At 38.9% G+C, this 19,185-nt stretch carries 20 protein-coding genes; 19 read left to right on the top strand and 1 reads right to left on the bottom strand.

Annotation, left to right across the window (positions count from 1 at the left end; genetic code table 11):
* Positions 1-5: 5 nt before the first annotated feature.
* The 4 genes from nuoN to spoIID all read left to right on the top strand — a co-directional run bounded on the left by nuoN (position 6) and on the right by spoIID (position 5,469).
* Positions 6-1,508, top strand: coding sequence for an NADH-quinone oxidoreductase subunit NuoN (nuoN, locus tag LT143_RS15800; protein WP_246944403.1), 1,503 nt, complete (start codon positions 6-8; stop codon positions 1,506-1,508).
* Positions 1,509-1,609: 101 nt separating this feature from the next.
* Positions 1,610-1,846, top strand: a complete 237-nt coding sequence (locus LT143_RS15795) for a DUF1146 family protein (RefSeq protein ID WP_246944402.1) — start codon at positions 1,610-1,612, stop codon at positions 1,844-1,846.
* A gap of 1,016 nt (positions 1,847-2,862) precedes the next feature.
* Complete coding sequence (gene murA / locus LT143_RS15790; RefSeq protein ID WP_246944401.1) at positions 2,863-4,170, top strand: UDP-N-acetylglucosamine 1-carboxyvinyltransferase; 1,308 nt, start codon at positions 2,863-2,865, stop codon at positions 4,168-4,170.
* A gap of 267 nt (positions 4,171-4,437) precedes the next feature.
* Positions 4,438-5,469: a stage II sporulation protein D gene (spoIID, locus tag LT143_RS15785; protein ID WP_246944400.1), complete on the top strand. Its 1,032-nt coding sequence runs from the start codon at positions 4,438-4,440 to the stop codon at positions 5,467-5,469.
* Positions 5,470-5,547: 78 nt separating this feature from the next.
* On the opposite strand, the gene LT143_RS15780 is transcribed toward spoIID, so the two are convergent.
* Complete coding sequence (locus LT143_RS15780) at positions 5,548-6,090, bottom strand: transposase (protein WP_246944398.1); 543 nt, start codon at positions 6,088-6,090, stop codon at positions 5,548-5,550.
* 211 nt (positions 6,091-6,301) lie between these two features.
* Between LT143_RS15780 and LT143_RS15775 the strand changes: the two genes are divergently transcribed.
* The 15 genes from LT143_RS15775 to LT143_RS15705 all read left to right on the top strand — a co-directional run bounded on the left by LT143_RS15775 (position 6,302) and on the right by LT143_RS15705 (position 19,046).
* On the top strand, positions 6,302-7,171 hold the full coding sequence (locus LT143_RS15775) for a stage II sporulation protein SpoIIQ (protein WP_246944396.1): 870 nt from the start codon (positions 6,302-6,304) through the stop codon (positions 7,169-7,171).
* A gap of 261 nt (positions 7,172-7,432) precedes the next feature.
* Positions 7,433-9,037 (top strand): gamma-glutamyltransferase family protein, encoded by a 1,605-nt coding sequence (locus LT143_RS15770; RefSeq protein WP_246944394.1) that lies wholly within the window; start codon positions 7,433-7,435, stop codon positions 9,035-9,037.
* A 136-nt stretch (positions 9,038-9,173) separates the two neighbouring features.
* Positions 9,174-9,776 carry a pyroglutamyl-peptidase I gene (pcp, locus tag LT143_RS15765; protein WP_246944391.1) on the top strand — a complete coding sequence of 201 codons (603 nt, stop codon included), beginning with the start codon at positions 9,174-9,176 and terminating at the stop codon, positions 9,774-9,776.
* Positions 9,777-9,787: 11 nt separating this feature from the next.
* Complete coding sequence (locus tag LT143_RS15760) at positions 9,788-10,627, top strand: DUF1028 domain-containing protein (protein WP_246944389.1); 840 nt, start codon at positions 9,788-9,790, stop codon at positions 10,625-10,627.
* A gap of 207 nt (positions 10,628-10,834) precedes the next feature.
* A complete protein-coding gene (locus tag LT143_RS15755) occupies positions 10,835-11,014 on the top strand; it encodes a hypothetical protein (protein WP_246944387.1) in 180 nt (59 codons plus the stop codon).
* A gap of 82 nt (positions 11,015-11,096) precedes the next feature.
* On the top strand, positions 11,097-11,399 hold the full coding sequence (locus tag LT143_RS15750; RefSeq protein ID WP_246944386.1) for a DUF4212 domain-containing protein: 303 nt from the start codon (positions 11,097-11,099) through the stop codon (positions 11,397-11,399).
* Between the two features lie 30 nt (positions 11,400-11,429).
* Positions 11,430-13,088 carry a sodium:solute symporter family protein gene (locus tag LT143_RS15745; protein ID WP_246944385.1) on the top strand — a complete coding sequence of 553 codons (1,659 nt, stop codon included), beginning with the start codon at positions 11,430-11,432 and terminating at the stop codon, positions 13,086-13,088.
* Between the two features lie 98 nt (positions 13,089-13,186).
* Positions 13,187-13,774, top strand: a complete 588-nt coding sequence (locus LT143_RS15740; protein ID WP_246944384.1) for a class D sortase — start codon at positions 13,187-13,189, stop codon at positions 13,772-13,774.
* A 716-nt stretch (positions 13,775-14,490) separates the two neighbouring features.
* The gene (gene spoIIID / locus LT143_RS15735) at positions 14,491-14,760 is read left to right on the top strand and encodes a sporulation transcriptional regulator SpoIIID (RefSeq protein WP_163180361.1); all 270 of its coding nucleotides are present in this window, start codon (positions 14,491-14,493) and stop codon (positions 14,758-14,760) included.
* A 159-nt stretch (positions 14,761-14,919) separates the two neighbouring features.
* Positions 14,920-15,921, top strand: a complete 1,002-nt coding sequence (mreB, locus tag LT143_RS15730; RefSeq protein WP_246944383.1) for a rod shape-determining protein — start codon at positions 14,920-14,922, stop codon at positions 15,919-15,921.
* A 132-nt stretch (positions 15,922-16,053) separates the two neighbouring features.
* Entirely contained in the window at positions 16,054-16,887 is an 834-nt protein-coding gene (locus tag LT143_RS15725) for a flagellar hook-basal body protein (RefSeq protein ID WP_246944382.1), read from the top strand.
* Between the two features lie 20 nt (positions 16,888-16,907).
* Complete coding sequence (locus tag LT143_RS15720; RefSeq protein WP_246944380.1) at positions 16,908-17,723, top strand: flagellar hook-basal body protein; 816 nt, start codon at positions 16,908-16,910, stop codon at positions 17,721-17,723.
* Positions 17,724-17,746: 23 nt separating this feature from the next.
* Positions 17,747-18,025, top strand: a complete 279-nt coding sequence (locus LT143_RS15715; RefSeq protein ID WP_336296624.1) for a DNA-directed RNA polymerase subunit beta — start codon at positions 17,747-17,749, stop codon at positions 18,023-18,025.
* A gap of 88 nt (positions 18,026-18,113) precedes the next feature.
* Positions 18,114-18,548: a 3-hydroxyacyl-ACP dehydratase FabZ gene (gene fabZ, locus LT143_RS15710; protein ID WP_246944378.1), complete on the top strand. Its 435-nt coding sequence runs from the start codon at positions 18,114-18,116 to the stop codon at positions 18,546-18,548.
* 159 nt (positions 18,549-18,707) lie between these two features.
* A complete protein-coding gene (locus LT143_RS15705; protein ID WP_246944375.1) occupies positions 18,708-19,046 on the top strand; it encodes a hypothetical protein in 339 nt (112 codons plus the stop codon).
* The last annotated feature ends 139 nt before the right edge of the window (positions 19,047-19,185 follow it).

Raw genomic sequence — 19,185 nt, 5'->3', positions numbered from 1 at the left:
GAGGGATGGATTTACAAACATTATTAAGCATCGAATGGGGAGCAATGGGCCCTGAATTTATCATCCTGGGTGTCGCGACCCTTCTCTCTCTACTCGACTTATTTTTAAAACCGAGTGTAGATCGTAGACAATTTGCTTGGCTTGGGTTTGCTGGGATTATCGTAGCTTTTGGAGTACTACTTACTCAATTAAATGATCCAGCCATTCAAATTCTTGATAATACGTATAGACTTGATTCCTTTTCGAAGCTTTTTAAAATTCTATTACTATTAGGTGGAGCCTTTGTCATGCTTCTTGCAGCAGACTATGACCCAATAGAAAAGCTTGAGTATAGAGGCGAGTTTTACTATCTTTTCTTAACTGGCCTTCTAGGGGCTATGATGATGGCTTCAAGTGGAGACCTCATTACACTGTTTGTAGGATTAGAGCTTTTATCGATTTCTTCATATATTTTAGCGGGGTTAAGGAAGAAGCATTTACCTTCTAATGAAGCAGCGATGAAGTATGTCATTAACGGTGGAATTTCGACCGCTATGGTTCTGTTTGGAATGAGCTATGTATATGGGTTAACAGGCTCTACTAACTTAATAAAAATTAGTCAACGAATGGAAGGACTCTTGTCTGAGGAATTCCAGTACATTACGATCATTTCCTTTGTCATGATATTCGTAGGGCTTTCTTTTAAATTAGCGTCCGCACCTTTCCATATGTGGGCACCTGATGTATATGAAGGTTCTCCAATGCCAGTAACAGCATTCCTAAGTGTTGTTTCCAAAACAGCAGGGTTCGTCATCATTCTAAGAATTTTCTTAACGATCTTCTCTAAAACACCTGGAGAAGGCGGAACGACAAGCTTACTTGTTTCCATGGGTGACTATATCGCCATTATTGCTGCTGTGACGATGATTGTAGGAAATACCATTGCTTTACGTCAGCGAAATGTAAAGCGATTATTTGCTTACTCTAGTATCGCGCATGCAGGCTATGTATTAGTAGCTTTTATGGCATTATCACCATTTATGCTTGATTCCATTTGGTTCTACTTGCTAGCATATGGAATGATGAACTTCGGTGCATTTGCGATTCTGCAATTAGTCGTTTCTAAAACGGGTAAAGAGGATATTAGTGAATTTACAGGTCTATATCGGAAATCACCATTAATGGCCATTGCTTTTGGAGTATTCATCATTTCGTTAGCGGGTATTCCAGGTACAGCAGGGTTTATTGCCAAGGTAAATATTTTTACAGGTACGTTATTAATGGAGCATTTCCTACTTGCAAGCATTATGATTGGTGTAACCGTCATTTCCTATGTGTATTATTTCGGCTTATTAGGTCAAGTATTCTTCCGTCCAGCTACCAATCCGGAGCCAATTAAGTTCCCGGTTAGTACAGCCATCCTCATCGTATTATGTGTTGTGGGAACAATCGGACTAGGAATCTTCCCTAACCTGGCTTTAGATGTCTTTTACCAACATGGAAAATTTAGCTTAGACTTTTTCCAATAACAGTAGAATGAGAGGCTCTTTCGTGGGCCTCTTTTCTGTTTAGTTGAAAATTTTAGTGAATGAGCAGGCAAAAGAAATTTTTTAATAAAGGAGTAAAAACAATGGTCGATCAGTTTATTGGGCAGCAGGCCCTAATTAGTATGATTTCTCATCTATTATTTATTGTCATCACATGGTGGGCGCTTCAAGCAGTGAGAATTGAGGTTTTAATCAAACCGAATCACGTTTATCAAGCAAGAGTCATATTATTATTAGTAACAATTGCAGTAGGCACAACAGTAAGTAATTTTTTCCTAGATTATTTATTGTGGTCACAGCAATTGCCTTATTTATTTTAAAAGTGGTTTAAACCGTGCCTTTTGGGGGCATGGTTTTTTAATTAGGCTCTTCGTATGGATGGTTGCTTTCGTAAAAATCCCAAAGTCGGATTTTTACTTACTAGTATAATGTCTTCTACTTTACATCGAGCTTTCTAAAAAGATGGCTGTGTTAAAGGATATTGTTGATTTTTGCACTGTTGATTGAAGTGGAGGGATGCGAGACTCCTGCGGGAGAGCGTGGTAAGGGAGACCCCACAGGCGAGAAGCGCCGAGGAGGCTCCCGAACCCGCCCGCGGAAAGCGAGTGTCCCGAAACGAAAATCAACACTGAAGATTAACAGAGCCAAAAAGATAAATAAGTCAATTCTCAAAATAAGCTTAACTTCGGATAAAGTAGGTTAAAAGCAACAAAGTCTTAGAAATGAGCCTTAATTAAGGCCAATTACAGCCTTAACTGAAAAAATCTTCCTAAAAGAGTAGGGTTTTACCAAGTATGCAACCATAAGGAATCGTAAAAAATGAATATATGGAGAAGGAGTGAACGGGAACGATTTTGTTGGAAGAATTTGAAGTGGATTAAGAAACTTTTTTATTTGAAATCCGTCCATTTAATGAAAACAATTTATTACCCTCATAAAGAAGAAACCACGATCGTACTTTATCTTGCAGCTATAAGCGGTTGGGAAAGCTTTTAAAAATTATCTGTGTCAGAAAATGACAAAGTTCATGTATTTTTTACAAAAAACACCTTGTACAGAATGGAAATACAGTGATAAGATTGAAGAGGTTTTATGTTTTTTTATTTGTGCGGACTTTCTGAACAAAAATCTTTGTACAATAATGAAATTTAGTCTAGAGAGACATTTGTCTCGATTCCTGCATATACTAAGATTGTGGAATGAAAGATCTAAATAAACGTAAAAAAGTAAAAGATCTTATGAACCTATCATGGGCTTATTTCTACGTTTGAAGTAGGAACGGAAGCCTGAAAAGATGAATATTAATATAGAGAAATTGGACGCGGAGGGGAATACCTTGGAAAAAATCATCGTCCGTGGCGGTAGGCAGTTAAGCGGTACTGTTAAAGTAGAAGGTGCAAAAAATGCCGTTTTGCCTGTTATCGCTGCATCCATATTAGCTAAAGAAGGTAAAAGTATCATTTCTGATGTACCTGAACTTTCGGATGTTTACACGATTAATGAAGTGTTACGCCAGCTAAATGCAGACGTAGTATTTGAAAATGGTCAAATTATCGTTGATGCGACAAAAGAATTAACAACAGAAGCTCCATTTGAGTACGTTCGTAAAATGAGAGCATCTGTATTAGTAATGGGATCATTGCTTGCACGTAACGGTAAAGCAAGAATTGCCTTACCAGGTGGATGTGCCATTGGATCTAGACCCATTGATCAGCATTTAAAGGGTTTTGAAGCGATGGGTGCGGAAGTCAAGGTAGGTAATGGTTATATTGAAGCTGAAGTAAAAGATCGCTTAGTTGGAGCTAAGGTTTACTTTGACACACCAAGTGTTGGTGCTACTGAGAATGTCATGATGGCAGCGACTTTAGCAAAAGGAATTACGACATTAGAAAATTGTGCAAAAGAACCGGAGATTGTAGATTTAGCCAACTACCTTAACAAAATGGGTGCTAAGATCCGCGGTGCGGGAACAGGTACCATTAAAATTGAAGGTGTTGAACAGTTAACGGGTGCTGAGCATAATGTCATTCCTGACCGTATTGAAGCAGGAACCTTTATGGTAGCAGCTGCGATCACGGGTGGAAATGTATATGTGCAAGGTGCTGTACCTGAACATTTAAGCTCATTAATTGCGAAAATGGAAGAAATGGGTGTTATTATTCAGGAAGAAGAAGATGGACTTCGAGTTATTGGTCCTGAACACTTAAAAGCAGTAGATCTTAAGACAATGCCACATCCAGGATTCCCAACTGATATGCAGTCACAAATGATGGCCCTATTATTAAAAGCAAAAGGCACGAGTATGATTACAGAAACTGTATTCGAAAATCGTTTCATGCACGTAGAAGAATTCCGTCGTATGAACGGAGAAATCAAAATTGAAGGACGTTCGGTTATCATCAATGGACCAGGAACACTTCAAGGTGCTGAAGTCTCTGCTACTGATCTTCGTGCAGGTGCTGCATTAATTATGGCTGGTCTGATTGCTGATGGATATACACGAGTTGGTGAATTAAAGCACCTTGACCGTGGATATGTGAAGTTCCATGAAAAACTAGCTGCATTAGGTGCGGACATTGAACGTATTGTAGAAGAACAGCCACAGACAGAACAAGAAATTAAAGTTTCAGATATAAATGCATAAATACTAAAAAGGGAGCTAGGTAGAGCTTCCTTTTTTTGTTGTTTCATTTAATAAAATTCTATACGTACCAGCCTATATAAAAGTGTATGCGAAATAATATAAAACATTCTTTACAGTAATATTACATAGTTATCTGAAAACAAGGAGTAATTCTAGTAATAAGTTTTAAAAGAGTTAAGAGATTTAGTCATAATAGTTTGTCCACCTCCATAAAAATGATAGTAAGCAACTTGATTTACATAAATACTTGGATGGAGGCTGGAAAACGTGAAACCGTTAAAACCAATGATTATACTAGGGTCAACCTTATTCGTTATTACGTTAATCGTACCAAGCATATTAGTCGCACCATTTACAGAAGAAACAAAGGGATCGTTAGTAGAGGATTTACAACCTCAAGTATTAACAACTGCCGTTGAAAATACGATTCCTGTTTCGGTACCGGTCTATCGTACAGCCAAGAAGGTTATTGAAGAAATACCCATTGAACAATATGTGGTGGGAGTAGTTGCATCTGAGATGCCAGCAGAATTTGAAGAAGAAGCATTAAAAGCACAGGCATTAGCGGCACGAACCTATATAGTAGAGCAATTACTGAGTGAAGGAACGATTGGAATTCCAAAGGGTGTCGAGGGAGCAGAAGTAACAGATACAGTTAATCACCAAGTGTATAAAGATTTAGCTGACTTAAAAGCCCACTGGAAAGGTGATTATGACTGGAAGCTAGAAAAGATTACAAAGGCCGTAAACGACACGGCGGGACAAATCCTAACCTATGAAGGATCACCAATCTCAGCCATGTTCTTCTCAACCAGTAATGGATTCACGGAAAACTCGGAAGACTATTGGACAAACGAGTTTCCTTACTTACGAAGTGTGGAGAGTAAGCACGGTGATGAGCAATCACCAAAATATATAACAAGCACATCCATTTCAGTAAGCCAATTCGAGAAATTATTAGGCGTTAGAATAGGAAACAGCAGTGAAATCGGAACCATTACCGCCCGTACAGAAGGAAACCGAGTAGCATCTGTGAAAATTGGAGACAAAACCTTCTCAGGTCGAAGAATCCGTGAAGACCTAGGTCTATACTCTTCTGATTTCAGCTGGGAACGAAAAGGTGATCAAATTATAATTACAACAAAAGGCTACGGCCACGGAGTAGGAATGAGCCAATACGGAGCCAACGGACTCGCCCAACAAGGAAGAACCTACGAAGAAATCGTCCGTCACTACTACCAAGGAATTGAAATCACCCCAGTCACCCCGTTTTTAGACAAATTAACGGCGTTTAAATAATCAAGTCTAAACAGTAATAAAACAATAAATACAATTGCTTTACCACATTAACGCATTGGGGGCCAGGCCCCCAATGCGTTAATTCGTTAAAGTAGGAGTTTTCTCGACAAAAAATTGATAGCTTTTAGGTCCAGGGAATAAGGATATGGTTTTGGTAGTTGTTAAGAAGGGTGGTGGATTACCATTCACGTAATAGTGGTAGCTGCTCCAGTGGTATTGAGTGGGATGTTCAACAATTTCAGCATGGACGGGGTTCATGTGAATATAACGACCAGCGTCTACAAAGTATTTTTGAGAGTCAATCAGCTTGGCACCATATCTACCTTGGAAGACGTGACCATCAAGTTCATATTTCTTATTGAAGTAGTTGGCATAGGAAGTTTGAATGGACCACATGATTTGAGGAATGGGAGTATGGGTCGTTTCTAGAAGTAGGTGAAGGTGGTTTGACATGAGGCAATAGGCGTGGAGATGAAATGGGGTCTCTACTTGCGTTTCAGCAATTAAGGATAAATATTTTTCGTAATCATACGGGCTGTTATAAATGTTAGATCTCCTGTTTCCTCTACTAGTAATATGATAGATTGCTCCAGGAAACCAGACTCGTGGTCTTCTGCTCATTACATCACTCCTTATTTTTGATAACTATTTATTAGGTATTAAATATAGAAAATCCTGCTTTCCTGAATAAGAAACCAATACTTTTATAAAAAAAATTACTATCTATGAATAATACAAACAAGTTTGTCGAAAAATAAAATTTAAATTTTTTTTAATAAATGTATAGATTTACGAGATTCTGTTCAGAATGATTGTTGAGGTGATGATAATGATGAGAGAGGAAGAAAACAAAAATCCTCGTAAGTCAAAAAACAATTTATTTAAAAAACGTTGGGTATTCCCGGCAATCTATCTTTTAAGTGCAGCAATCATTCTGACAGCCGTATTATGGTATCAAAACAGTACGACTGAGTTAGCGGATCCTACTACAGAAACAGAAACAGAAGTACCAGGAACTGCTGCAGGAAATGAAGAGTCTGTACCAGTAGTAAGCAATGTTGAGAAGTTCTCTATGCCTGTCGTTGACCCTAATTCTATTGAAATCCAGAAGCACTTCTACGATGACGAAGCAAGTGAAGAGGAACAGGAAGCAGCCCTAGTATTCTATAATAATACGTACACTGGTAACACGGGTATCGATATTGTAAGCAAAAACGGGGAAAGCTTTGATGTAGTAGCATCACTAAGTGGTACTGTTACAGCGGTTAAGAAAGATCCATTACTAGGTTATCTAGTAGAACTTGATCACGGTAATGGTGTGACAACAATGTATTCAGCTTTAGAAAATGTAAAGGTTGAAGAAGGTTCCAATGTTGAGCAAGGCGAGCTTTTAGCTACTGCAGGTCGTTCTTTATATAACGAAGAAGCAGGAGTTCATGCTCACTTTGAAATCCGTAAAGACAATGAGCCTGTTAATCCTTTAGACTTCTTCGAAAAGAATCTAACTGCACTACAAGAAATGAAAGAAGCTGCAGCTGATACAGAAAAAAATCAAGAAGAAGTAGAATCTTCTGAAGATGCAACAGATGAAGAAACAGAAGAAGACGCTGCTGACGAAGAATCACCTGAAGAAGGTGAAGAAGATGCAGAGGGAGACACAGCTGACACTCCAGATGCATCCATTGGACAAGCTAAAGCTTAATCTAATCTACAAATTCTCGTTAACAACACAACAACTTGATACAAAACCTATCCATACAGTGTGGATAGGTTTTTTTCTGTTTTAACGCTTTAAACCAATGGGGGCCAGGCCCCCACCGCTTTAAAGCGCCGGGGGCCTGGCCCCAACAATAGTAACGTATTAAAGTAATAAAGGTAGGTGTATATTTTACAATTTTCTGATATAATTATGCCAAGATGTTTCGGTATACGAAATGTATATAGATAAGAGGAGGAAGTTAACATGGATTATTTATCGCACCCTTATTCATCACAACGCGTAACGACTGTTGCTAGAAAAGGTATGGTTGCTACTTCACAGCCACTTGCTGCTCAAGCTGGTTTGGATATATTGAAAAAAGGTGGAAATGCAATAGATGCTGCAATTGCGACAGCTGCTTGTCTAACAGTAGTTGAACCCACTTCAAATGGTATTGGCGGAGATGCTTTTGCTCTAGTTTGGGTAAAGGGAGAGCTTCATGGCCTAAATGCTAGTGGACCAGCACCGAAGAATCTATCAATTGAAGCTGTAAAAGAGCGTGGCCATGAAACGATGCCTAAGCTTGGATTAATTCCTGTTACAGTTCCTGGCGTACCAGCAGCTTGGGCTGAACTATCAAAGCGATTTGGTAAACTACCTTTATCAGAAGTACTAAAGCCTGCCATTGAATATGCAGAAAACGGATTCCCGTTATCTCCAATTCTTGGTAAGTACTGGGGTTATGCTTATAAAGCGTATCAGCAAGCGGCTACTGGTGATGAATTTAATGGATGGTTTGAAACGTTTGCTCCTAATGGACGTGCACCAAAGATTGGTGAAATGTGGAGTTCTCCTGGTCACGCGTCAACACTAAGAGAAATTGGTGAAACGAACGCTGAATCTTTCTATAGAGGAAATCTAGCAAAGAAAATAAGTGATTTCTCTAAACAACACAATGGGTTTATTACAGAAGAAGACCTTGCTGATTACCAACCAGAATGGGTACAGCCAATCAGTGTAAACTATCGTGGCTATGATGTATGGGAAATCCCACCGAACGGTCAAGGCTTAGTTACACTTATGGCCCTAAACACATTAAAAGGGTATGAGTTTTCAGAAAGAGATAATCTGGATACGCTACATAAGCAGTTTGAAGCTATGAAGTTAGCATTCACAGATGGGAAAAAATATATTACTGATCCTAGAAAGATGAAGGTATCAGTAGAAGACCTATTATCAGAATCTTTTGCTGATCAAAGAAGATCATTAATCGGAGAAGAAGCTGTTACCCCAGAACCGGGTACACCATCTAAAGGTGGTACAGTTTACTTAGCAACAGCGGATGAAGAAGGGAACATGGTCTCCTTTATCCAAAGTAACTACATGGGCTTTGGTTCCGGAGTAGTCGTACCTGGAACAGGCATCTCACTTCAAAACCGTGGGCATGACTTCTCACTAGACCCAACACATGATAATGCACTAGAACCTGGTAAGAAAACCTATCACACTATTATTCCTGGCTTCCTAACAAAAGGTAATGTACCAGTAGGACCATTCGGTGTAATGGGTGGCTATATGCAACCACAAGGTCATTTACAAGTCGTTATGAACACAGTTGACTTTGGTCTCAATCCACAGGCAGCTCTAGATGCACCAAGATGGCAATGGACAGAAGGAAAGAAGTTCCAAGTCGAGCCAAACTTCCCACTACATCTTGCTCAAGCTCTAGCAAGAAAAGGACATCAAATTGAAGTGGCACTAGACACAGGAGGATTTGGCCGTGGGCAAATCATCTGGCGTGACCCAGAAACAGGCGTCCTTACAGGTGGTACCGAAAGCAGAACCGATGGGTCTATCGCTTCGTACTAAAAATAACTGATACTAATAAACAAGGCAGGGGAGGCGTTCATGCTTTACCTCTTTAAAGCATCGGGGGCCTGGCCCCCGTCCCTTTAAAGGATTAAAGTACAACTCGCTCCCCTATCATATAGAGGAGGAACCAGGGATGAAGAAGTTGTTATTAACGGGGTTTGTTCCGTTTTTGGAATTTAGGGTGAATCCGACAGAGGAGATTGCAAAGGCGTTAGACGGTAAGGTGATTGGGGACTATGAGGTCGTTGGTCGAGTGTTACCGGTGGAGTTTAGTCAGACTGCTGTTCGGGCGATTGAGTTATATGAAGAAGTTCAACCAGATGTGGTAATTCATTTAGGGTTAGCGGGTGGTCGTTCGAAGATTACACCTGAGCGAATTGCGATTAACTGTTCGGATGGAGCAGCCGATAACAGTGGGGTTGTCTTAGAGGATGCAACGATTAAAGAAGATGGTCCAGACGGCTACTTCTCGACACTTCCCATTCGGAAGTTTGTAAATGTATTAAAGGAAAACAATCTACCTGCTACAATCTCAAATTCTGCGGGTACCTATCTATGCAATTTTGTCATGTACAATACTCTTCATTATATTCAACAACAAGGTAAACAAACGAGAGCTGGCTTTGTCCATATCCCAGCTTCTCATGAATTAAGCATTCAGCAGCCTTCTGTGCCAAGCTGGTCACAACAGGATTTGCAGCGTGGAATTGAATTAATGATTCAATCACTAGATTAGGAGGAACAGAAATGACTTTTTCTATTGTTGGTTATGATCCAGAAACAAAAGAACTAGGGATTGCCGTACAGTCTAAATTCCTTGGTGTCGGTTCAGTGGTACCTTGGGCAAAAGCGGGGGTAGGCGCTGTGGCGACCCAATCCTATGCGAATACAACGTATGGACCAAAAGGCTTGGAGTTAATGGCCTCAGGAAAAACGGCTCAAGAAGCACTAGATGCTCTAACATCCGAAGACGAACAAGCAGAATTTCGTCAGGCTGGAATTGTAGATGCAGAGGGGAATGCAGCAACTTTTACCGGTGAAAAGTGTTATGACTGGGCAGGCGGTGTCACGGGTAAACACTTTGCTGCTCAAGGAAACATTCTTGTAAGTGAAGAAACCGTGCTAGCAATGGCCAAAACATTTGAAGCAACTAAAGGTACCCTTGCAGAGAGACTATTAAAAGCACTAGATGCCGGACAAGACGCAGGCGGCGACAGCCGTGGCATGCAATCAGCAGCACTATTAGTCGTAAAAGAAAAGGGGGGCTATGCTGGTTACAATGACCGCTATATTGACCTCCGTGTCGACGAGCACCCAGATCCTATTAAAGAATTAATTCGGATTTACGAGCTTCAGCAATTATACTTTGCTCCAACGAAAGAGGAGAACATCCTAGATATTGTTGGAGATGTAAGAACTAATCTAGTAACCCAGCTTAATCGACTTGGGTACCTTAACACACTAGAAGTAAGCGATGAAGAACTCTATCAATCCCTGACAACGTATATCCATACAGAGAATTTTGAAGGTCGCGAACAAGAACAAGGAAAAATTGACCGAGAAGTATTAAATTATATGAATAAATAAAGCGAACGAGGCTAGTCATTAATTGTAGACTAGCCTCGTTTTATGTAGAAAAGTTTCAAGAGGGTTCATCTTGACGGTAAATAGAAAGTTTTGGATAATATAATTATTGTAAAATTAGAAAAATTTTACTATACATAATCATTCCATTTAAGGTATGATTAACCAACATAATGATAACGCTTACAAAAGTTACAGGAGGAATAAGTTATGATGTTGATCCTCATCTTACTCATCACTGGATTTTCGCTTTTTTATACGTTTAAAAAAAGGAAGCCACAGCTTCTCGTTCTACCTTTCTTATTTCTATTTATCTATTTTATTGTTGAAATCGCGCTAGTTCCTGCGCCTTTCATAGACACTATTAAGTTTATTTTTGCGATTGGCTAAAAATCTTGAAAGGTTGTGATCTATGGAAATACAATGTCCCAGTTTTAGTTGGTTTCTCGCTAATTAATTTGGAGGTGATGAAATGAAGAAGATTGATAAAAGTGTAGCGGATGCCTATTTCCGTGAGAAAACTAGAAATATTATCATTTATCTTATTATTTGGTTCATCGTTTCATTTGGTGTTGTCCTCTTTGCAGAACCGTTATCCAATTTTACATTCTTAGGCTTCCCATTCCATTATTACATGGGAGCACAAGGATCAATTTTAACCTTTATTATCTTATTGTTTGTAAATGCAAAAGTTAGTGACAAAATTGATCAAAAATATGGCATTGATGAAGCTCAAAATGAAATGTTGAGCGCTGGGAAATCACTAGACCACTAATAGAGGACGTTGTATAAAGGGGGAATGATCGTGGATTTACAGTTTTTTGTATCTTTATCCATTATTCTGGCAACATTTGCTCTGTATATCGGTATCGCTTACTACAATAAAGCAACTGCTACGTCGGACTTTTACGTAGCAGGACGAGGGGTACCACCTATTTTTAACGGAATGGCCATTGGTGCTGACTGGATGAGTGCTGCTTCCTTCATTGGATTGGCAGGAACGGTCATGTTACTAGGCTACAACGGATTAGCCTATATTATGGGTTGGACAGGTGGATATTTATTATTAACTTTCTTACTGGCTCCACAATTAAGAAAGTACGGGCGTTACACAGTTCCTGAATTTATCGGAGATCGCTATGAGAGTCATTCAGCTCGTATCATTGCGGCTATTTGTACCATCGTAATCAGTTTTACATATTCGATTGGTCAGTTGTCAGGTTCAGGGGTTGTTATTGGTAGACTCTTTGAAATTAATGCGGCAACGGGAACAATGATTGGTGTTGTATTAATTGCCATTTATGCAGCATTCGGTGGAATGAAAGGAATTACCTGGACTCAGGTTGCACAATATATCATCCTCATCATCGCTTACTTAATTCCAGTTATTTTCATGTCTCTACAATTAACAGGGAATCCAATACCTTGGATATCATATGGAAATATTGTGAATGAATTAGGCGCATTAGACCGTGAACTAGGTGTATCGGAATACTTTGCACCTTACTCATCAGGGTCTAAGTGGCAGTTTTTAGCACTACTATTTACATTAATGGCAGGAACAGCTGGGCTTCCTCACGTTATTGTTCGATTCTATACCGTTTCAACGATGAAAGCAGCTCGCTGGTCAGGAGCATGGGCATTATTATTTATTGGACTTTTATACTTATCAGCTCCAGCCTATGCGGCTTTCTCTCGCTTTATTTTAATGAAAAAAGTAGCTGGTCAACCGATTGATCAATTACCTGCATGGACTGAATCTTGGGTAAACACTGGAAAGCTTAAACTTGCTGATACAAATGGGGACGGCATCCTTCAATGGGCTGAACTAATTATTGATCGGGACATCGTGGTTATGGCAACCCCGGAGATTGCAAACCTAGGCGTGTTTGTCATTGGATTAGTGGCAGCGGGTGCGATGGCTGCGGCTCTATCAACAGCGGGTGGACTTTTAATTGCTATTTCCTCTTCCTTTGCTCACGATATTTACTACCGTGTGTTAAAGCCAGATGCATCAGAAAAAAATCGTCTAGCTGTAGCAAGATGGACGATTGTAATTGCAACAGTGATTGCAGGTATTGTTGCTCTAGACCCACCAGGAGCAATTACGCAAATTGTTGCTTGGGCCTTCGCTCTTGCATCAGGAACATTCTTCCCTGCCCTTTTACTCGGCATTTGGTGGAAGAGATCAAATGCTCAAGGGGTTACAGCTGGAATGATCGTTGGTCTAGCAGTCACTCTCGCCTACATCTTTGCAGCTAAAGCAGGGGTATTCACGATTCTAGGTATTATAGACACGGGTGCCGGAGTCTTTGGTGCGGCTGCCGCGATTATTACAAACATTGTCGTGTCACTAGCAACACCTGCTCCATCATTAAAATCTCAGGAAGAAGTCATGGATCTACGTTATCCTGAACAAATGAGCTATAAAGATGGAGAAGTGTGGATGAACGACTCTAAATAATCTAAATCAAAAGCTGTCTTAGGACAGCTTTTTTTCTTGTCTATCTATATGGATGTAATTCATAATAAAAGTAAAGTAGCACATGACCAGGAGTAAATATGAAGACAATCGTTAAGTTTTTCTCAGTTTCAATTATTTTAGTGGGACTCATACTAATATCATTATCTATAAAAGAACTATACCAATCCAATCAAAGTCAAAAGAATGCGATGGCAAAAGCAGAACAAGTCATACAGTCTGCTACAGCCAAACAGGTTCAATCTTCTCAGTTCATCATAGAACAACCGTCTAAAGGTGACGTGATAGGTACACTGGAGATCCTAAAGCTTAATTCCACATTACCTATAATAGAAGGAATAGATGAAGAAGAGCTTGAGAAGGGAGTCGGGCATTATCCCGGAACAGCTTTACCTACTGAAAAGAATCAAATCGTGTTATCAGGTCATCGGGATACTGTATTTAAAAATTTTGACCAACTAAACCTAGGAGACATCTTCACTTTAAACGTTTCATACGGTTCATATCATTATAAAATTACGAAGACAGAAATTGTGGGCGCTAATGATCTTAGTGTTATCACTTCTGACTATACGGAGGAAATACTAACCGTCACAACTTGCTATCCATTCGGATTTGTGGGGAACGCTCCTAATCGATATATTATAACTGCCAATAGAATAGACTGAAGTAAAAAGGCATTCTTTCAAATAATAATGGAAAGGATGCTTTTTATATAAGGCTCTTTTCTAAAACTTTGTTGCTTTTCCATCTTATAAATCAGCAATTTCGCCATATTTAATACGATTAGACTGATTTATTAAAGGTAGAAAAGAGCAACTCTCTAGATTTAAAGCAGAGACTTTATACGAAAGCAACAATCTATACGAAAACAGCCTTATATAAAATTTTAATACGTTTTACTGTGAAAATGTTAAATACATATATGACTCTTTCAATATACAAAACCATCAATCTATATAACCCTTCAAATCTAGCAAGTCCCCAGTTCGACATATTTCCCAGAAAATAAACCCTATCCGACAATATACACTCTATTAAATCATTTCTAGTAGAAAAGTCAGCTGCTACAAACGAGTTCGCTTCAAAATAAATTTGTACTAATTCTGGAAATTCTTACATATTGCATTAACAGGGCGAAAGTTTCTAAAAAATCAGAGAAAACCCTTGTCCTAATTGACTTTTTAGCATATATCCGCAACCAAGCTAATAAAATGTTACAAACCTAACAAAGAGAGTGTTTGAGGTGAGGGATCGTAAATTGTCTTCGAAGGATCCAAAAAATAAATTCCTCTAAGATGAACGAGCATAATTCCTTCTTCGTAGCTAACTTACACGAGTCTCATTTCACACTTCTCACATCCAAATTAGGGAGGCGAGTAGTGTGCACGATTACATCAGAGAGCGTACTATCAAGATTGGGAAGTATATCGTGGAGACAAAGAAGACTGTTCGCGTGATTGCGAAAGAGTTTGGTGTTTCCAAAAGTACTGTTCATAAGGACTTGACGGAAAGATTACCAGAAATTAATCCAGAACTAGCGAATGAAGTAAAGGACATTCTTGATTACCATAAATCAATTCGTCATTTACGTGGTGGTGAAGCAACAAAGCTAAAGTATAAGAAAGAAGAGCATGAAGAGGTAGTAAAATAAGCTGTTTTTTTCAGCTGAAAATGCGTTGTTTTATCAGTTTTCGACATACTCTTTCAAATTTTCCTTGATTTTTTCTGTGAACTCATATACTCTTCGTCAAATTGTGATAATATATCTATAGAATATTATCGTTGTGAATTTGCAAGGAGGACAAAGGGAATGTTTGCAAGGGATATTGGAATTGATTTAGGCACGGCTAATGTATTAATACATGTTAAAGGAAAAGGAATTGTTCTTAATGAGCCATCAGTAGTAGCGATCGACCGTAATACTGGGAAAGTCCTTGCAGTTGGTGAAGAAGCTAGACGAATGGTTGGACGTACACCAGGGAATATAGTTGCGATTCGTCCTTTAAAGGATGGAGTTATTGCAGATTTCGACGTAACAGAAGCAATGCTAAAGCATTTCATTAATAAGCTTAATGTAAAGGGCTTTCTTTCAAAACCACGCATTTTAATTTGCTGCCCAACGAACATTACGAAGGTAGAACAAAAAGCAATTAAAGAAGCTGCCGAAAAAAGCGGTGGGAAAAAAGTGTATCTAGAAGAAGAACCAAAGGTTGCGGCTATTGGTGCTGGTATGGACATTTTTCAACCAAGCGGTAATATGGTAGTTGATATTGGCGGTGGTACAACAGATATCGCAGTTTTATCTATGGGAGATATCGTCACCGCCTCTTCAATTAAAATGGCCGGAGATAAATTTGATAATGAAATCCTTAATTACATTAAGCGTCAGTACAAGCTGTTAATCGGTGAAAGAACAGCTGAAGATATAAAAATTAAAGTCGCTACTGTATTCCCGGGTGCTCGTAACGAGGAGATCGATATTCGTGGTCGAGATATGGTTTCAGGCTTACCAAGAACAATTACTGTTCGCTCAGAAGAGATTGAGAAAGCTCTTCGTGAATCAGTTGCTATTATTGTACAAGCTTCTAAAGGTGTTTTAGAGAGAACTCCACCAGAACTTTCAGCTGACATTATTGATCGTGGGGTTATCTTAACTGGAGGAGGAGCGTTATTACACGGAATCGATACGCTTCTTTCAGAAGAACTTCGTGTTCCTGTGCTAATTGCAGAAAACCCTATGGATTGTGTGGCAATTGGAACAGGAATTATGTTAGATAGTATGGACAAGCTTCCTAGAAGAAGCTTTGCATAAGGCTCTTTTCTAGTACTTTGTTACAGCCTTGTACAAAGGCCTGTATAGAGAAAATAGCTAATTTTGGTTAATGAGATTCGTTGTAAACTCCATTATAATAAATGTATGGATTAGTTCGAGAGGAGACACTTTATGCTTAGAGGCTTTTATACAGCAGCATCTGGAATGCTTTCGCAACAAAGAATGACAGAAATGCTTACTAATAATATGGCAAACGCAAATACACCTGGTTTCAAAGCAGATCAGGCAAGTATGCGGGCGTTTCCTGAACTATTATTACAACGAATGAATAACCCAGGCGTTCCTAATACAGATCGACAACTACCAGGGGGACATACAATAGGGTCTATCAACACTGGATCTTACGTTCAAGAAACAATACCGAACTTCATCCAGGGTGATTTGCAAGATACGGGTAGGAAAACGGATATTGCTTTATTAGACTTGAATGTGCCAATTGATGTTTTAACTGGTCAAAAGTCATCCCTATTTTTTAGCGTACAAAATGCAAACGGTGAAAATAGATATACAAGAAACGGTAACTTTACCATTGATGGACAAGGCTACTTAACCACAAATGAAGGTTATTATGTTCTTAACGAGAACAATCAAAGAATAAATATTGCGAGTGGTGAATTTGCTCTTCAAGAAGACGGAACCATTCTTGAAAATGGACAAGTAGTCGGAAGAATCAATATCGTGCTAGCGGAAGACCCTAATTCCTTGATAAAAGAAGGAAATGGTCTATTTCGTACTGAAGATGGACAAGCTCTTCAAACAGCTATCGGGAATCAGGAAGTGGCGTATTCGCTAAAGCAAGGGTTTATTGAACGTTCCAATGTTGATGCTGCTCAGACGATGACACAGATGCTTTCTGCATTTCGTGCTTTTGAAGCAAACCAAAAAGTTCTCCAAGCTTATGATAAAAGCATGGAGAAGGCTGTCAATGAAATTGGCCGATTATAAAAGGTTGAAAAGGTGATAATATGAATCGTTCGATGATAACTGCAACGAATACGATGACACAACTTCAAAAGCAACTGGACAACATTAGTCATAACATTTCTAACGTTAATACAGTCGGATATAAAAAGCGTGAAACTAACTTCCAAGAGCTTCTTTTCCAACAGTTTAATAACCAACCAATTGACAGAAATGAAGTAGGTCGATTAACACCGAATGGAATTAGACAAGGAACGGGCGCTAAAGTTTCTCATACAAGTCTACAACTTAACCAAGGCAATATTATCACAACAGAACGTATGCTAGATATTGCATTACTGAAAGAAAATCAATTTTTTGAAATAGAAGTCGATGGACAAACTCATTATACAAAGGATGGTTCCTTTAGTCTCTCGGTTTTACCAAGTGGTGAGACTCAGCTTGTAACGAGCGATGGTCACCCAGTGTTAAGTGAGACGGGTGCGATTATTTTTAGAGAAGGCCAAACAGGATTCTCCATTAGTAATAATGGGGAGTTGACCGTAAATTATGAGGATGGTTCTTCTGAAGCATTTGACCTGTCCATCGCACAAATTCAACGCCCACAACTTCTACAATCTGCAGGAAGCAATTTTTATGCATTGCCTAATTTGGATAATTTAGGTATTTTAGAAGTAGACGTATTTGCGGCAATTAACAGAAACGATATTTCAGTTCAACAAGGTGCACTGGAGCAATCGAATGTTGAACTACAAAAAGAAATGACGGAAATGATTAATACTCAACGATCTTACCAATTTAACGCTAAATCCATTTCAATCGCAGATCAAATGATGGGTCTGGTGAATGGAATTAGATAAGTGTTATGAAGGGGAATAAGTATATGATGCCAAGCGTAGAAAATGTAGAAGTAAAGACACGTGAAGATGTGAAAAAGAATAAAAAAGAGCGAAAAGAAAAGGCTGCGAAAGAGAAACCAGTTAAGATTCGCATACGTCTTTTTCCTATATGGCTACGTTTACTCATTATTGTTCTTCTTTTGGGATTAAGCTTATTGGCAGGAGTAGCTGTTGGGTATGGTATAATTGGGAACGGCGAAATCAAAGATGCCTTTGAAGAGTCGACCTGGACACATATTATTGATTTAGTGAAAAAGAAATAAGGTAAAGGAAGGAGACGACTCCTTCCTTTTTTGCACGTTTATGCTTATAATACAAAAAACACCTATACATACAAAAGGAGAATGATTTATGCTGGACATTAACCAAATTAAAGAGGTCATTCCACATCGTTACCCATTTTTATTAGTGGATAAAGTGTTAGAAATGGAAGAAGGAAAGCGCGCTGTTGGTATTAAAAATGTAACGGCTAATGAAGAGTTTTTTAATGGACATTTTCCCGACTATCCCGTCATGCCAGGAGTATTAATTGTGGAAGCATTGGCACAAGTCGGTGCTGTTGCCATGCTAAGCAAAGAGGAGAATAAAGGTCGTCTTGCCTTTTTTGCAGGCATCGATAGCTGTCGTTTTAAAAGACAGGTAGTCCCTGGTGATCAACTACGTCTAGAAGTTGAGATTACTCGTCTAAAGGGACCTGTTGGTAAAGGAAAAGCAACAGCGACAATTGATGGGGAACTCGTTTGTGAAGCAGAAATTATGTTTGCATTAGGTGAAAAGAAGGAATAACTAAATTTATGAAGTCATCTATCCATGTAGGATAGGTGACTTTTATTTTTTTTCGCATTTATTTTTCTGTATGCAAGTTTTTACTATTTTGGGGCAACATAATCAAGGACCAATAGATGGTGGTCATAAAAAATATCGTTCATGAAAGGATGGTTAAATATGAGCAAAAAATGGTTAATGTTACTTACAAGCTCTCTTTTAGCTGCATTTTTAATGACAGGTTGTGCAGTTGACGATCAAGATCCAGCACCTCCAGGAGAAGAGGATAATGGAATGGAAACAGAAACAGAATTAGAAAACGACATTGAGGATGCTATTCCTGGTGGAGAAGGAAACGGTGCAGACGAAATGACTCCTGCTGATGAAACAACGCCTGGTGACAACGAAATGGAAGAAGGCACACCTGGTGAGGAAGACGAAGGGCTAATGGAAGACCCAGAAGAAAATATGGAAGAAGGTACTGAGAACGGAATGGGTACCGAAGAAGAAAATAAATAAAAATGTAAAGCAGCCATGTGTAATACATACACATGGTTTTTTATATGTTTTAACGAAAGCTTGTCGAATTTTTCGTCTTAGTGGATTAGAAAATATATCATATCTAGTATATTTGTCTCATTTTTACAATAGTGTAAAG

The organism is Bacillus pinisoli (genome assembly GCF_023036475.1).
GTDB lineage: Bacteria > Bacillota > Bacilli > Bacillales > SA4 > Bacillus_BS > Bacillus_BS pinisoli.
This window is presented reverse-complemented; position numbering and strand designations above follow the sequence as displayed.

Coding starts and splice junctions, on each gene's coding strand:
- LT143_RS15780 (WP_246944398.1), bottom strand. CDS start 6,090: ATGAGCAGAAGACCACGAGTCTGGTTTCCTGGAGCAATCTATCATATT.
- LT143_RS15795 (WP_246944402.1), top strand. CDS start 1,610: ATGGTCGATCAGTTTATTGGGCAGCAGGCCCTAATTAGTATGATTTCT.
- LT143_RS15720 (WP_246944380.1), top strand. CDS start 16,908: ATGAATCGTTCGATGATAACTGCAACGAATACGATGACACAACTTCAA.
- LT143_RS15740 (WP_246944384.1), top strand. CDS start 13,187: ATGAAGACAATCGTTAAGTTTTTCTCAGTTTCAATTATTTTAGTGGGA.
- LT143_RS15770 (WP_246944394.1), top strand. CDS start 7,433: ATGGATTATTTATCGCACCCTTATTCATCACAACGCGTAACGACTGTT.
- LT143_RS15715 (WP_336296624.1), top strand. CDS start 17,747: ATGATGCCAAGCGTAGAAAATGTAGAAGTAAAGACACGTGAAGATGTG.
- LT143_RS15775 (WP_246944396.1), top strand. CDS start 6,302: ATGAGAGAGGAAGAAAACAAAAATCCTCGTAAGTCAAAAAACAATTTA.
- LT143_RS15705 (WP_246944375.1), top strand. CDS start 18,708: ATGAGCAAAAAATGGTTAATGTTACTTACAAGCTCTCTTTTAGCTGCA.
- LT143_RS15750 (WP_246944386.1), top strand. CDS start 11,097: ATGAAGAAGATTGATAAAAGTGTAGCGGATGCCTATTTCCGTGAGAAA.
- LT143_RS15725 (WP_246944382.1), top strand. CDS start 16,054: ATGCTTAGAGGCTTTTATACAGCAGCATCTGGAATGCTTTCGCAACAA.
- nuoN (WP_246944403.1), top strand. CDS start 6: ATGGATTTACAAACATTATTAAGCATCGAATGGGGAGCAATGGGCCCT.
- pcp (WP_246944391.1), top strand. CDS start 9,174: ATGAAGAAGTTGTTATTAACGGGGTTTGTTCCGTTTTTGGAATTTAGG.
- mreB (WP_246944383.1), top strand. CDS start 14,920: ATGTTTGCAAGGGATATTGGAATTGATTTAGGCACGGCTAATGTATTA.
- fabZ (WP_246944378.1), top strand. CDS start 18,114: ATGCTGGACATTAACCAAATTAAAGAGGTCATTCCACATCGTTACCCA.
- LT143_RS15755 (WP_246944387.1), top strand. CDS start 10,835: ATGATGTTGATCCTCATCTTACTCATCACTGGATTTTCGCTTTTTTAT.
- LT143_RS15760 (WP_246944389.1), top strand. CDS start 9,788: ATGACTTTTTCTATTGTTGGTTATGATCCAGAAACAAAAGAACTAGGG.